Below are 14,647 nucleotides of genomic sequence, written 5' to 3'. Positions count from 1 at the left end.
TGTCAAGTTTCACAAACAGGATTACCCCTCATGCTCGAAGCGTTTGATTTTGTTATTTTTGGAGGCGCTGGCGACTTGGCTCTGCGCAAGTTGATCCCTGGGTTGTACCGCGCTCATCGCGAAGGCTCTTTGCCTGCCAATGCGCGCATCATCCCCACTTGCCGCAATACCCAGATGGTTGCTGAGTACAAAGACAAAGTGCGCGCGGCCGCAGAAAAACACTTGAATGCCGATGAGTTTGTCGCTGCCGATTGGGATGATTTCGCACAGCGTCTTTTCCCTGTGTTTGTCGATATTGGTACCAAAGATGAGCATTGGGACGCACTGGCTCAGTTGTTAAACAGCGGCGGTAATGCTGCGCGCGTGTTTTATCTTTCTACCCCGCCATCAGTATTCAGTATTTGCTGCAAGCATTTGCATGAGTCTGGCCTGATCACTGCTAATGCGCGTGTTGTGGTTGAAAAACCCTTGGGCTACGACGCTAAAACAGCTGAAGAAATTAACAGCCAGATCGCAGAATACTTCAGTGAAGATGCTATTTTCCGTATCGATCACTATCTCGGCAAAGAGACAGTTCAAAATCTGTTGGCACTGCGTTTTGCTAACGGAATGTTTGAGCATTTGTGGGATGCAAAATCGATTGATCATGTACAGATCAGTATTTCTGAGACTGTAGGTCTGGAAGGGCGCGCAAGTTTTTACGACGGCGCGGGCGCGCTGCGCGATATGGTGCAAAACCATATCCTTCAATTGCTGTGTTTGGTGGCTATGGAGTCACCTAATAAAATGACTGCTGAGCGTATTCGCGCTGAAAAACTCAAAGTGTTGGAAAGCTTGCGTCCACTTACTGGCAATACCGTTAAATACAATACCGTGCGCGGTCAGTATGTGGCGGGTGAGATGGCCGGCAAGATGGTTCCCGGCTATCTTGAAGAGTTGGGTCAGCCAAGCAATACCGAAACCTTTGTCGCTATTCGTGCTTATATCGATAACTCACGCTGGGCCAACGTACCTTTTTACCTGCGTACTGGTAAACGCATGAAGCAGCGTTTCGCGGAAATTGTCATCCAGTATAAAGATGTCGCTCACCGCGTATACCCAGAGTCTGCCGGTGCGGCAACACCAAACCGCTTGATTATTCGTCTTCAGCCGGAGGAGAGCATCAAGATCATCATGGTGTCCAAAGATCTGGAAAAACATGAGACGCATCTGCGCCCCGTCGTGCTCAACCTGAACTTTGCTGATACCTATAAAGACTTCTATTCAGATGCTTACAAGCGCTTGATGCTTGATGCGGCGGCTGGTGATGCCAGCTTGTTTATTCACCGTGCCGAAGTCGATGCAGCCTGGTCGTGGATTGATCCAATAATTGAAGCCTGGCAGCGCCCTGAGAATAAACCACATGGCTATATGGCTGGCAGCTGGGGACCACAAGCCTCTGCACAGTTAATGGCCAGTGATCGTCGTCGCTGGTTCTCGATAGATGAAGTTCTCTCGGGAGCAGATCAGGAATGGTAAGCGAGCGTTTATTTGACAGTCGCGCAGAGATGATCGCTGCGCTGCAGGCAGAATGTGAAACTGCACTGCGCGACGCGATTGAAGATCGCGGTGAAGCAACTTTTATGGTGTCCGGTGGCAGTACGCCTGAACCGCTGTACAAAGCCTTGAGCAATTCCGATCTGGATTGGGAATCTGTTTACGTCGCCTTGGTTGATGAGCGCTGGGTGGATTTTGCGCACGATAAAAGCAATGAAGCTTTTACCGTAAAACACCTGATCCAGAATAAAGCCGCCGCGGCCAATCTGGTCGGTATGAAAAATTCAGCGGAAACTGCTGCTGAGGGTTTGGATGACTGCGAAAGCGCGTATCAGCAATTGGCGCAACCCTTTGATGTGACTATTTTGGGGATGGGTTCTGACGGCCATACCGCTTCATTGTTCCCGCATGCACAGGGATTGGATGAGGCATTGAATCTGGAATCTGAGCAGCTGTGTGCGGCGATTATCGCCAAGCAAAGCGAAGTAACCGGTGCAATTACCGAGCGCATGACCTTGACGTTGGCTGGGTTGCTGCGCTCCAAAACCTTGGTGTTGTTGCTGACTGGCGATGAAAAATTGGCAGTATTGCGTGCAGCCCAGGCGGGTACCGATATAAAAGAAATGCCGATTCGCGCTGTGTTGCAACAGCAAAAAGTGCCGGTTGTGGTTTATTGGGCGCCTTGATTTTTACCGAATTCCGAACTGATCTGCAGTAGGTTTTTTTAGGGCAGATTATTCTTTCGAACTTTTTTGAACAACGAGGGACATACAGTGGCTTTAACTATCGATCAAATTGTCAGAGTAGCGCCAGTCGTACCCGTTATGGTGGTAGAGCGCATTGAAGATGCTGTGCCCTTGGCCAGAGCGCTTTATAACGGTGGCTTGAAAGTGTTGGAAATTACCCTGCGTACCCCCTGTGCACTGGATGCCATCAGCGCCATGGTGGAAGACTTGCCCGATGACGCGGTAATTGGTGCTGGCACTATTATTACCCCGGCAGACTTAGAAAAAGCGGTAAAAGCCGGTTCAACCTTTTTGGTGAGCCCTGGCACTACACCGGCGCTGATCGAAGCGGCTAAAGCTTGTCCGGTTCCGCTGTTGGCCGGTGTTGCAACACCAACGGAAGCAATGAATCTCTACGTACAAGGTTTTACCCATCAAAAGTTCTTTCCGGCTGAAGCAGCGGGCGGTGTGCCGATGTTGAAGTCAATTGCCGGTCCTTTGCCGCAAATTACTTTCTGCCCAACGGGTGGTATTGATTTGGCTAAAGCACCAAGCTATCTGGCCCTGCCCAACGTGCATTGCGTAGGCGGTACTTGGATGGCGCCTAAAGAATTGATGAAAGCCGGACGCTGGGATGAAATCGAGCGCCTTGCGCGTGAAGCAGCAAGCCTGCCACGTGGTTAAAACCTGGAGGCAGCTGCTTGTGCTTGCTGCGCCTAATGAATACAAGAAACGGGCGTATTAAGCGCCGGAAAAGGGCGCAGCAAACGGCGCCTCTACAGCAAAAATCAATGAACAAATTATTCAGGAGAATGTAATGATTAGAGTGGCAATTAACGGTTACGGTCGTATCGGTCGCAATGTACTGCGTGCCTTGTATGAATCAGGCAAGCGCAGCCAAATCCAGATCGTTGGTATCAACGACTTGGGTGATGCTCACCTCAATGCCCATCTCACCAAATACGATTCTGTTCATGGCGGATTTAACGGCACCGTTAAATTTGAAGGCGATACCATGTTCGTTAACGGCGATGCTATCCGTATTACTTCCGAGCGCGATCCTGCCAAGTTGCCCTGGGGCGAATTGAATGTGGATGTGGTGTACGAATGTACCGGTATTTTCACCAGCAAAGAAAAAGCCGGTTTGCATTTGGCTGCTGGCGCCAAGAAAGTCATCATCTCTGCTCCTGGTACCGATGTTGATGCAACCGTGGTATTCGGTGTAAACGACAAAGTATTAAAAGCCACTGACACCATTATCTCTAACGCCTCTTGCACGACTAACTGCTTGGCACCGGTTGCTAAAGTGTTGAACGATAACTTCACAATCGTGCAAGGCTCTATGACCACCATTCACTCTTATACCAATGATCAGGTGTTGTCTGACGTATTCCACAAAGATATCTATCGTGCGCGTTCAGCTACCCAATCAATGATCCCCACTACCACTGGCGCTGCAAAAGCGGTTGGTTTGGTATTGCCGGAATTGAAAGGCAAAATGGATGGTATTTCAGTGCGCGTTCCTACCATCAACGTATCCTTGGTTGACCTGAACGTATTGGTAGAAAAAGACGTAAGCGTTGAAGCCATTAACGCTGCGATGAAAAAAGCTGCTGAAACAGAAATGCCAGGTGTTTTGGCATTCGTTGATGAGCCGCTGGTTTCAATCGATTTTAACCACAATCCGCACTCTTCCAACTATGACTCACTGCAAACCAAAGTGTATGGCAAGTGGGTGAAAGTATTGGCTTGGTACGATAACGAATGGGGTTTTTCAAACCGCATGTTGGATAACACCATTGCATTGATGAACGCCAAATAAGAGAGTCAGTTATGTTAAGACGTACCAAGATTGTCAGTACCCTCGGCCCGGCCTCTGAATCGCCGGAAGTACTTGAGAAGCTTATTCTGGCGGGTGTGAATGTTGTGCGGTTGAACTTTTCACACGGCTCTCCAGAGGATCATAAGCGTCGCGCGGAAACTGTTCGTGCATTGGCGGCGAAACACAATCGTTTTGTGGCCGTATTGGGTGATCTGCAAGGCCCCAAAATTCGCGTTGCGCGTTTTGCAGAAGGTAAAATTTATCTGAAAGTGGGTGATAAGTTTGTTCTGGATGCAACGCTTGAGCGCGATGCTGGCAATCAGGATCAAGTTGGTATCGACTATAAAGAGTTGCCCAACGACTGTAAGCCTGGTGATGTGCTCTTGTTGGATGATGGTCGTGTAGTGCTGCAGGTCGACAAAATCGAAGGCCCGCGTATTTATACCACCACCAAAGTGGCCGGTCCTTTATCGAACAATAAAGGTATTAACCGTCAAGGTGGTGGTTTAACTGCGCCGGCGCTGACAGAAAAAGACATTGCCGATATCAAGACTGCCGCTGAAATTGATGTGGATTATTTGGCGGTATCTTTTCCACGTTCCGCTGAAGATATGCATTTCGCGCGTAAGCTGATGCTTGAGGCCGGTGGTCGTGCGGGATTGGTTTCCAAAGTTGAGCGTGCAGAAGCAGTTGCCGATGATGAAACCCTCGATGGCATTATCATGGCGAGCGATGCAGTGATGGTCGCGCGTGGCGACTTGGGTGTTGAAATTGGTGATGCTGCCTTGATTGGTGTGCAAAAACGCATCATCGCCCGCTCACGTGCGTTGAATAAAGTGGTAATCACGGCGACTCAGATGATGGAGTCAATGATCAACAGCCCATTGCCTACCCGTGCAGAAGTATTCGACGTTGCCAACGCTGTGCTTGATGGCACTGACGCAGTAATGTTGTCTGCTGAAACTGCTGCTGGTAGTTTTCCAGTGGAAACTGTAGAGGCAATGGTGCGTATCATTCTCGGCGCCGAGAAGCATCCAACGGCGAGTTTTGACAACTATCGTATGGATCAGGCTTTTAGCACTGTTGATGAATCAATTGCCTTGGCTTCAATGTTTACCGCCAACCACCTTGATGGCGTGAAAGCGATTATCTCTTTCACCGAATCAGGTAGTACCCCGCGTTTGATGTCTCGTGTAGGTTCACAGCTGCCAATTTTTGCTTTCTCTCGTCATGTGGGGACTCAGCGTAAAATGGCGTTATATCGTGGTGTTCAACCAATCGCTTTCGATACGGACAGTACCCCTTGTGCGCAAGATTTTGCTCGCGCCATTGGTCTGCTTAAGGCGCAAGGAGAATTGGTGAACGGTGATTTGGTGATAGTCTCCAGCGGTGATACTAACTTGCTGGGCGGTACCAACACGATGAAGATCCTGCGTGTAGAAGACAAGTCTGTCTAAAACAGTGGTCTCTTAAAAACGGCAGCCTGGCTGCCGTTTTTTTTGTCCGTTATTTGTTGTTATGAGTAGTTGCCATGAAGCGCAGGTTTTTTGTGTTTTTGTTGTTTTCCCTGGTGAGCATTCATGCCTTTGGGCTCGAGTTGCGTGGCAGCTGGCAACAGGGTGGGGTTATTGTCGGTAAGGTGCCGGATGGTAGTCAGATTGAATATCGCGGAAAGAAATTGCAACTTTCTTCCCTGCGGGAGTTTGTCATTGGTTTGGGACGGGATGCACCCGATCATGCAACGCTAGTAGTAATTGATGCACAAGGCGGCCGCACTGAGCATAGGTTTGCCGTAAAGCAGCGTAGTTACAACATTCAGAGGGTGACAGGAGTACCGCAACAGACGGTGGAGCCTGATCCCGAACAAGTCGCGCGCGCGCGCCGCGAAGCACAAATGGCTGCTGATGCACGCAAAGGTAATTTGCCATTGCGGTTTTTTGCTCAGGAATTTGTATGGCCTTTGGTTGGCCCCATCACCGGCGTATACGGTAGTCAGCGTGTTTACAATGGCGTCCCCAACACCCCCCATTACGGTGTGGACATCGCGCGTCCAGTCGGGACTGTCGTAAATGCGCCTGCAGGCGGTGTAGTCACACTTGTACATCCGGATATGTTTTTTTCAGGCGGGACTCTGATTATCGATCATGGGCATGGCTTGTCCTCCACCTTTATTCACTTGAGCGAAATTTTGGTAAAAAAGGGTGATGAAATAGTTCAAGGTCAAGCCATCGCCAAGGTAGGTAAAACTGGCCGCGCAACAGGTCCGCATTTGGATTGGCGGATGAATTGGTTTGAGGAGCGTGTTGATCCACAGTTGTTGGTTGGCGCGATGCCGAGCCAGTAGTTGTCTGGTTATTTAAATCCCAAATTCCCGCGATAGCCAAGAGGCTCTAGAGACAGGGCTGCAAAAGGCAGTGTAAGATACCGCCCCCTGCAGTTCTAATCGCGGCCTAAGATCATGATAGATAAAAAATTACTCAGTATTTTGGTGTGTCCTGTGAGTAAAGGCGAGCTTGAGTATAAGCCGGAACAGCAGGAGTTGATTTGTTGGCAGAGCGGGTTGGCATACCCCATTCGCGATGGTATCCCTGTGATGCTGGAGCATGAAGCGCGCAAGTTAGGCGCGGAAGAGATTGAACAGCATCGCGCTTGATTAAGCAGGCGCGATCTTAGAAATTTGAACATCTAGTGGATGCATTATGAAGAGCGCTGAAATTCGCAACGCCTTTTTGAAGTACTTTGAAAGTAAAGGTCACACTATTGTTGCTAGCAGTTCGCTGGTTCCTGAAAACGACCCTACGCTGTTGTTTACCAATGCGGGTATGAATCAATTCAAAGACGTATTCCTTGGGGGCGACAAGCGCTCTTACAATCGCGCTACCAGTTCCCAGCGCTGTGTACGCGCAGGTGGTAAACACAACGACCTGGAAAATGTTGGCTATACCGCACGTCACCACACTTTCTTTGAAATGCTAGGTAATTTCAGCTTTGGCGATTACTTCAAACACGATGCTATTCGCTACGCATGGGAATTCCTCACCGCAAAAGATTGGCTCAATATCCCCGCCGAAAAACTCTGGGTAACTGTCTATGCTTCAGACGATGAAGCTTACGATATTTGGAATAAAGACGTTGGTGTACCCGCAGAGCGCATCATTCGCATTGGTGATAATAAAGGCGCGCCCTACGCATCTGATAACTTCTGGGCGATGGGTGATACCGGTCCTTGTGGTCCTTGCACTGAAATTTTCTACGATCATGGCGCGGATATCTGGGGTGGTCCACCGGGTTCACCTGAGGAGGACGGCGATCGCTACATTGAAATCTGGAACAATGTGTTCATGCAGTTTAACCGCACTGCGGACGGTGTTTTGCATCCGCTGCCAGCGCCATCGGTCGATACCGGTATGGGCTTGGAACGTATTTCAGCGGTGATGCAGCATGTGCATTCCAACTACGAAATCGACCTGTTTCAACATCTGTTACAAGCAGCGGCCGATGTCACCGGCAACCACGACATGGAAAACAAATCCCTGCGTGTAATTGCTGACCATATACGCTCCTGCTCATTCCTGATCAGCGATGGTGTTGTGCCCTCTAATGAAGGCCGCGGTTATGTCCTGCGTCGCATCATTCGCCGTGCTATTCGCCACGGCAACCAACTCGGCCAAAAGCAACCTTTCTTCCATAAGCTGGCCAAGGCATTAGCGGAAGTAATGGGTGATGCATACCCCGAGTTGTATAAAAATCAGGCACAAATCGAGCGTGTGTTGCTGCAAGAAGAAGAACAGTTTGAAAAGACGCTCGATAAAGGAATCGCCGTCCTTGAGGATGCCTTGGGCAAGCTCTCTGGTACTGAAGTCCCCGGCAAAATCGTTTTTACCCTTTATGACACCTATGGTTTTCCAGTTGATTTGACGGCTGACATTGCCCGCGAACGCGGCTTGACCATCGATCAGGAAGGCTATGAGGCCGCTATGGCTGAACAGCGCGCTCGCGCTCGCGCAGCGGGTAGTTTCAAAGTGGATTACAACGCTGCCGGCCTTGATTTACCAGCGAGTGAATTCCTCGGCTACAGCTCTTTGGCAGAGCAAGGCAAGGTGCTCGCACTGGTCAAAGATGGGAAAAAAGTTGAGCGGTTGGTTGAAGGTGACGATGGTGCGGTAGTGCTTGATCGTACACCTTTCTACGCTGAATCTGGTGGTCAAGCAGGTGATTGCGGTTATTTGGAGCTGGGAACTAATCGCCTTGAAGTGCGCGACTGTCAAAAACAGGGTGTATCGCATTTACATCTGGTCCGTGTGCTACAGGGGGCAATATCGGTTGGCGACAGCGTTGTTGCCAAAGTTGATGCCAGTGTGCGCCAAGCGACCGCATTGAATCACTCGGCAACACATCTCATGCATGCTGCTTTACGTAAGGTGTTGGGCGAGCATGTGACGCAAAAAGGTTCATTGGTAGATTCTGAACGCCTACGATTTGACTTTTCACATTTTGAAGCTGTGACTGCTGATCAATTAAAAGCCATTGAAACCTTGGTAAATGATCAAATTCGAGCCAATTCTGTAGTTGCCACTGATCTTTGCGATATGGAAGCTGCCAAAGCCAGAGGCGCTATGGCGCTGTTTGGCGAAAAATACGGCGATACTGTGCGTGTACTGACTATGGGAGATGGTTTCTCTGTTGAGTTGTGCGGCGGTACCCACGTCAATCGCACTGGTGATATAGGTTTGTTTCGCATTACCTCTGAGTCTGGTGTAGCGGCAGGTGTGCGTCGTATTGAAGCGATCACCGGTGCCAAGGCGCTGACGTTGTTTGACCAGGTTGAAGCTCTGGTGGATAGCGCAGGCCGCAGCCTTAAGGCGAATCGCGACTCGTTAATTGAAAAGCTTGAAGCACTGGTTGCGCAAAACCGCAAATTGGAAAAAGACTTAGCAGGTCTTAAAACCAAATTGGCGACCGCTGGCAGTGGTGATGTACTCACGCAAGCGATAGATGTTGCAGGTATTAAAGTACTTGCCTTGAATCTTGATGGTGCTGATGCCAAATCTCTTCGTGACACGGCGGATCAGTTTAAAAATAAGTTGGGCTCTGCGGTGGTGCTTTTAGCTGCTGTTGAGGATGGCAAGGTTTCACTGATTGCCGGTGTAACCCAGGACATAACCGCAAAAGTAAAAGCGGGGGATCTGATGGGCTATGTGGCTGGCCAAATAGGTGGCAAGGGTGGCGGCCGACCGGATATGGCCCAAGGTGGTGGCACTGATGTTGCCGCACTCGATGCTGCATTAGCTTCGGTAGTGCCATGGGTTAGTGGCCGACTTGTTTAATACTTGTACGGTACGGGTGTGGAAAGGCTATTAATCGGTTTTTATCACCCATTTGGGTTAACTTTTGTCGCAATCTGGTGTTTAATTGGCGCCTTTTTCGTGATTTAGTTAGTAAATATTAGCAATCGTCAATTGATAGAAGGATAGGCTGTAATGAGCTTATTGGTTCAGAAATACGGTGGCACCTCTGTTGGCTCCATTGAGCGTATTGAGCAAGTTGCTGACAAAGTAGCTGGTTTCCGTGCGCAGGGGCACGATATGGTAGTGGTGCTGTCTGCAATGAGTGGCGAAACCAATCGTTTGATTGGTTTGGCTCAGCAAGTGCAAGCAACACCCGATCCGCGGGAGTTGGATGTGTTGGTCTCAACCGGGGAGCAGGTGACTATTGCTCTGCTTTGTATGGCACTCAAAAAGCGTGGAGTTGATGCTCGTTCATACACTGGTTCACAGGTTAGAATTCTTACCGACAATGCCCACACCAAGGCGCGAATTCAGTCAATTGATGAAGAAAACATGCGTGCTGACCTCAGTGCTGGTCGTGTAGTGGTAGTTGCTGGATTCCAGGGGGTAGATGAGCAGGGCAATATCACAACCTTGGGTCGTGGAGGCTCAGACACGACTGGCGTAGCTTTGGCTGCAGCACTTAAAGCCGACGAATGTCAAATCTATACCGATGTGGACGGCGTATACACTACCGACCCTCGTGTTTGTGAGCGCGCGCGTCGCTTGGAAAAAATTACCTTTGAAGAAATGCTGGAAATGGCTAGTCAAGGCTCTAAAGTGCTGCAAATCCGCTCTGTAGAGTTTGCTGGTAAATATAAAGTGCCACTGCGCGTGCTGCACAGTTTCAAAGAAGGCCCTGGAACCCTGATTACCCTCGACGAGGAAGATTCAACTATGGAACAACCTATTGTTTCCGGTATCGCATTTAACCGTGATGAAGCTAAAGTAACTGTTGCTGGTGTACCTGATACTCCGGGCGTAGCGGCAAAAATTCTTGCACCAATCGGTGCCGCAAATATAGAAGTTGATGTTATTGTGCAGAATGTGTCTGCGGATGGCACCACTGATTTGACTTTTACTGTCCATAAAAATGACATGAATAAAGCAGTCTCTGTGTTAGAAGCGGTTGCCAAAGATATAGGTGCCCGTGAAGTTCGCAGTGATGATCAGGTTGCTAAAGTGTCAATTGTTGGTGTAGGTATGCGTTCTCATGCTGGCGTTGCATCGAAAATGTTTACGGCTTTAGCGGAAGATCGTATTAATATTCAAATGATCACAACATCTGAAATTAAAATTTCTGTGATCATTGATGAGCGTTACTTGGAGTTGGCTGTGCGTAGTTTGCACACCGCTTTTGGTTTGGATGCCGAACCGTCAGAAGGCCGTGTAAGGGGCTAAGTCTTCTAATTGCGACGGTTTAGTTAAGGTGTGTGCGTTGTGTTTCTGTTTGTGATTGTAGCAAATAGAAAAATGTTAGGGTTTTCTTCCCTTTCGTGAAAAGTAGACGATACTTAGATCCAGGCACTTGGTTGTCAGGACGCGACAGGGGGTGTTCGGGGGGCGATGGTGGCAAGGGGTGCCTAAATCGTACTCTTACAGGATGAGTGAAGGAGATTAAAGATGTTAATTTTAACTCGCCGTATTGGCGAAACCTTGATGGTAGGTGACGAAGTTACCGTTACTGTTTTAGGTGTAAAGGGCAACCAGGTTCGTATTGGTGTCAACGCTCCTAAAGATATTGCAGTTCATCGCGAAGAAATTTATCAGCGTATTCAGCGCGAAAAGCAAAATCAAGAAGAACAAGACGATTAAAATTTTAGTTTCGTTTTGTTGTTTGGCGCTTTTCAATTACGCGGCGGCATGAGATATCATCCGCCGCGTAGCTGTTTATGGTGTTTCGTTTTTTATTCTATGGAATGTTTACGCCGCGTTTGAAGACAAAGAAAACACTATTTTATTTCGTAATTTTTAATTCAAGACTTTGATTTTTAGAGATTTATGGTATTATGCCGCACCTGCTGAGACGGAGCCTGCTTCGCTTCAGTAGATGTGGAGAAGTGGCCGAGTGGCCGAAGGCACTCCCCTGCTAAGGGAGCATACCTCAAAAGGGTATCGGGGGTTCGACTCCCCCCTTCTCCGCCATTGAATTCAAACAAAAAGCCCAATTAAAAGATTGGGCTTTTTGTTTTTCTACGGTTTAAAAATTATTTTGTAGGTTGTTGTTCAATGCAGCGATGCCCAGCGTGACTTAAGACAACACAAAAAAGTTCCAACAAAAAAGCCGATGTTTTTCCATCGGCTTTTTTGTTTGTTTACGCTGGTACTTTTTATAGCGCACTGATTTTTTGGATTTGTTCGCGCAATTTTTCCACCGCAATTTTATGTTCTGCAACACGGTTGCGCTCATTCGCAACCACGTCAGCGGGTGCTTTTGCTACAAACGCCTCATTGTTCAGTTTGATTTCAGTTCGTTCTATATCCTGAATCAACTTGGTACTTTCTTTGGTGAGGCGAGCGATTTCAGCATCTTTATCAATCAGTCCTGCCATGGGCACCAGTATTTCCATTTGCCCTACCAATGTAGTGGCAGACATGGGTTCGGCATCACCCGCATTTAGCCAGGTAACGCTTTCCAGTGATGCCAGTTTTTTGAGGAACTGCTGGTTGTTCTGCAGGCGCTGTTGATCTTCATTGGTGCCATTTTTAAACAGCACAGGCAAATCTTTTGCGGGGGAAATATTCATTTCGCCGCGAATGTTGCGCACACCTAAAATCACGGCTTGCAGCCACTCAACATCATTCAGTGCCTGTTGATCGATTTTGCTGTCATCGGCTTGGGGGTAGGGGGCATGCATAATGAAATCGCCCGTAACACCAGCAAGCGGTTTTATTTTTTGCCAAATTTCTTCGGTGATAAATGGCATAAGCGGATGCGCTAAGCGCAGAATGGTTTCGAGCACACGAATCAAGGTGCGGCGTGTGCCTTTTTTCTGCTCCGCAGAAGCATCCGCGTTCCAGATTACCGGTTTGGATAATTCGAGATACCAATCGCAGTATTCATTCCAGATAAATTCATAAATGGCCTGTGCAGCCAAATCCAGGCGATAGTTATCCAGATGCTCCGCAACGGATTTTTCTGCTAATTGTAATTTGCTAATAATCCAGCGATCGGCAACTGATAATTCGAAATCAGTTGCGCCATCTTGCCCGCAATCTTGTTCATCGCAGTGCATTAGTACATAGCGGGTGGCATTCCATATTTTGTTGCAGAAGTTGCGATAGCCTTCTACACGACCCATATCAAATTTAATATCGCGGCCGGTTGATGCAAGTGAGCAGAAGGTAAAACGCAACGCATCGGTGCCGTAAGCTTGAATACCCTCCGGAAATTCTTTGCGGGTTTGTTTATCGATTTTGGCGGCATCTTTGGGGTTCATCAAACCAGTAGTGCGTTTTTGCACCAGGGTTTCCAAATCAATGCCATCAATAATGTCGAGTGGATCGAGCACGTTGCCCTTGGACTTGGACATTTTTTGGCCTTGGCCATCGCGCACTAAACCGTGCACATAAACGGTTTTGAACGGAATTTGCGGCGTGCCGTCTTCATGTTTCACCAAATGCATGGTGAGCATAATCATGCGCGCAACCCAGAAGAAAATAATATCGAAACCGGTCACCAACAAATCAGTCGGATGGAATTTTTTCAAAAATTCCGTTTGCTCTGGCCAGCCGAGTGTTGAGAAAGTCCATAAGCCTGAACTGAACCAGGTATCCAATACATCTTCGTCCTGATTCAGTGTTACATCAGCACCAAGATTATATTTGCTACGTACTTCAGCTTCATTGCGACCAACGTAAACTTTGCCGCTTGCGTCATACCATGCGGGGATACGGTGGCCCCACCACAATTGCCGACTGATACACCAATCCTGAATATCGCGCATCCAGGAGAAGTACATGTTTTCGTATTGTTTGGGTACAAACTGGATGCGACCATCTTCAACGGCTGCGATTGCAGGTTCTGCCAATGGCTTTGTGCTCACGTACCATTGGTCAGTCAGCCAAGGCTCGATCACCACGCCAGAGCGATCACCGCGTGGTACTTTCAAACCGTGATCGTCAATTTTTTCCAGCAATTCAGCTGCTTCAAATGCAGCGACAATTTGCTTGCGCGCTTCGTAGCGATCAAGCCCGGCGTATTGAGCGGGCAGGATGCTGTTGAGTTGGGTGTTGAGCGTGCCATCTAAATTAAAAATTTGTGCAGTCGCTAAAACGGCAGCATTTTTATCGAGCACATTAATCAATGGCAAATTGTGGCGCTTACCTACTTCATAGTCGTTAAAATCGTGTGCGGGAGTAATTTTTACGCAGCCGGTACCAAATTCGCGGTCAACGTAATCATCGGCCACAATTGGAATCAAACGATTAACTAATGGCAGTAGGACAAATTTGCCGATCAGCGATTTATAGCGCTCATCTTCAGGGTGAACCGCAACAGCGCTGTCGCCCAACATGGTTTCAGGGCGAGTGGTAGCGACGACTAAATAGTTTTTACCATCCGCCGTGGTTGCACCATCGGCTAACGGATAACGCAGATTCCACAACGAACCTTTTTCATCGTGGTTTTCCACTTCCAGATCAGAAATAGCGGTGTGCAGTTTAGGGTCCCAATTGACCAAGCGTTTGCCGCGATAAATTAGGCCGTCTTCAAACAAGCGCACAAAGGCTTCCTGTACTGCGGTCGATAGTCCATCATCCATAGTAAAGCGCTCGCGGCTCCAATCCACTGATGAACCCAAACGGCGAATTTGACGGGTGATAGTGCCGCCAGATTGTTCTTTCCACTCCCAGACTTTTTCCAGAAATTTTTCGCGTCCCAAATCGTGACGGCTTACACCTTGTGCAGCCAGTTGACGCTCAACCACCATTTGGGTGGCAATACCGGCGTGGTCAGTACCCACTTGCCACAGGGTGTCATCGCCCTTCATGCGGCGATAGCGAATCAATGCATCCATCACTGCGTTATTAAAACCATGGCCCATATGCAAGCTACCGGTCACATTTGGCGGTGGGATCATAATGCAGTAGGGGTTGCCTTCGCCGGCTGGTTTGAAACAGCCTTGCTCTTCCCAGGTTTGATACCACTGGCGTTCAATAGCATGGGGTTCGTAGGTCTTTTCCATAGCGATATTGGCTCTCTCGGTCTGTCGCTAACACGTTTATGTCAACGAAAA

The 14,647-nt window shown here is 48.5% G+C and carries 11 protein-coding genes and 1 tRNA gene; 11 read left to right on the top strand and 1 reads right to left on the bottom strand.

What is annotated here, in order from left to right:
• Positions 1 to 30 precede the first annotated feature (30 nt).
• The 11 genes from zwf to NNX04_RS07755 all read left to right on the top strand — a co-directional run bounded on the left by zwf (position 31) and on the right by NNX04_RS07755 (position 11,555).
• Positions 31 to 1,518: a glucose-6-phosphate dehydrogenase gene (gene zwf / locus NNX04_RS07805; protein WP_151056853.1), complete on the top strand. Its 1,488-nt coding sequence runs from the start codon at positions 31 to 33 to the stop codon at positions 1,516 to 1,518.
• Positions 1,512 to 2,222: a 6-phosphogluconolactonase gene (gene pgl, locus NNX04_RS07800; protein WP_007642917.1), complete on the top strand. Its 711-nt coding sequence runs from the start codon at positions 1,512 to 1,514 to the stop codon at positions 2,220 to 2,222. The genes zwf and pgl overlap by 7 nt, the downstream gene beginning before the upstream one ends.
• 87 nt (positions 2,223 to 2,309) lie before the next feature.
• Positions 2,310 to 2,945 carry a bifunctional 4-hydroxy-2-oxoglutarate aldolase/2-dehydro-3-deoxy-phosphogluconate aldolase gene (eda, locus tag NNX04_RS07795; RefSeq protein ID WP_007642915.1) on the top strand — a complete coding sequence of 212 codons (636 nt, stop codon included), beginning with the start codon at positions 2,310 to 2,312 and terminating at the stop codon, positions 2,943 to 2,945.
• Positions 2,946 to 3,078: 133 nt separating this feature from the next.
• Complete coding sequence (gap, locus tag NNX04_RS07790) at positions 3,079 to 4,083, top strand: type I glyceraldehyde-3-phosphate dehydrogenase (RefSeq protein WP_040392276.1); 1,005 nt, start codon at positions 3,079 to 3,081, stop codon at positions 4,081 to 4,083.
• Between the two features lie 11 nt (positions 4,084 to 4,094).
• Entirely contained in the window at positions 4,095 to 5,540 is a 1,446-nt protein-coding gene (pyk, locus tag NNX04_RS07785) for a pyruvate kinase (protein WP_007642912.1), read from the top strand.
• A gap of 74 nt (positions 5,541 to 5,614) precedes the next feature.
• Complete coding sequence (locus tag NNX04_RS07780; protein ID WP_261948051.1) at positions 5,615 to 6,427, top strand: M23 family metallopeptidase; 813 nt, start codon at positions 5,615 to 5,617, stop codon at positions 6,425 to 6,427.
• A gap of 114 nt (positions 6,428 to 6,541) precedes the next feature.
• Positions 6,542 to 6,736: a Trm112 family protein gene (locus NNX04_RS07775; RefSeq protein WP_007642910.1), complete on the top strand. Its 195-nt coding sequence runs from the start codon at positions 6,542 to 6,544 to the stop codon at positions 6,734 to 6,736.
• 46 nt (positions 6,737 to 6,782) lie between these two features.
• Positions 6,783 to 9,410, top strand: coding sequence for an alanine--tRNA ligase (gene alaS, locus NNX04_RS07770; protein WP_261948050.1), 2,628 nt, complete (start codon positions 6,783 to 6,785; stop codon positions 9,408 to 9,410).
• Positions 9,411 to 9,563: 153 nt separating this feature from the next.
• Entirely contained in the window at positions 9,564 to 10,811 is a 1,248-nt protein-coding gene (locus NNX04_RS07765; RefSeq protein WP_007642908.1) for an aspartate kinase, read from the top strand.
• Positions 10,812 to 11,033: 222 nt separating this feature from the next.
• Positions 11,034 to 11,225 (top strand): carbon storage regulator CsrA, encoded by a 192-nt coding sequence (gene csrA / locus NNX04_RS07760; protein WP_007642906.1) that lies wholly within the window; start codon positions 11,034 to 11,036, stop codon positions 11,223 to 11,225.
• 239 nt (positions 11,226 to 11,464) lie between these two features.
• Positions 11,465 to 11,555 (top strand) — tRNA-Ser (locus tag NNX04_RS07755).
• A gap of 185 nt (positions 11,556 to 11,740) precedes the next feature.
• On the opposite strand, the gene NNX04_RS07750 is transcribed toward NNX04_RS07755, so the two are convergent.
• Positions 11,741 to 14,596 carry a valine--tRNA ligase gene (locus NNX04_RS07750; protein WP_261948049.1) on the bottom strand — a complete coding sequence of 952 codons (2,856 nt, stop codon included), beginning with the start codon at positions 14,594 to 14,596 and terminating at the stop codon, positions 11,741 to 11,743.
• Positions 14,597 to 14,647: the final 51 nt, after the last annotated feature.

The sequence above is a fragment of the Cellvibrio sp. QJXJ genome, from assembly GCF_024452345.1.
Classification (GTDB): domain Bacteria; phylum Pseudomonadota; class Gammaproteobacteria; order Pseudomonadales; family Cellvibrionaceae; genus Cellvibrio.
The sequence above is the reverse complement of the archived record's forward strand: the minus strand, read 5'-3'. Positions and strand labels throughout refer to the sequence as shown.

Bases quoted from the DNA above. Each gene is read 5' to 3' on its own strand.
- zwf (WP_151056853.1), top strand. From the start codon at position 31: ATGCTCGAAGCGTTTGATTTTGTTATTTTTGGAGGCGCTGGCGACTTG.
- pgl (WP_007642917.1), top strand. From the start codon at position 1,512: ATGGTAAGCGAGCGTTTATTTGACAGTCGCGCAGAGATGATCGCTGCG.
- gap (WP_040392276.1), top strand. From the start codon at position 3,079: ATGATTAGAGTGGCAATTAACGGTTACGGTCGTATCGGTCGCAATGTA.
- pyk (WP_007642912.1), top strand. From the start codon at position 4,095: ATGTTAAGACGTACCAAGATTGTCAGTACCCTCGGCCCGGCCTCTGAA.
- NNX04_RS07780 (WP_261948051.1), top strand. From the start codon at position 5,615: ATGAAGCGCAGGTTTTTTGTGTTTTTGTTGTTTTCCCTGGTGAGCATT.
- NNX04_RS07775 (WP_007642910.1), top strand. From the start codon at position 6,542: ATGATAGATAAAAAATTACTCAGTATTTTGGTGTGTCCTGTGAGTAAA.
- alaS (WP_261948050.1), top strand. From the start codon at position 6,783: ATGAAGAGCGCTGAAATTCGCAACGCCTTTTTGAAGTACTTTGAAAGT.
- NNX04_RS07765 (WP_007642908.1), top strand. From the start codon at position 9,564: ATGAGCTTATTGGTTCAGAAATACGGTGGCACCTCTGTTGGCTCCATT.
- csrA (WP_007642906.1), top strand. From the start codon at position 11,034: ATGTTAATTTTAACTCGCCGTATTGGCGAAACCTTGATGGTAGGTGAC.
- NNX04_RS07750 (WP_261948049.1), bottom strand. From the start codon at position 14,596: ATGGAAAAGACCTACGAACCCCATGCTATTGAACGCCAGTGGTATCAA.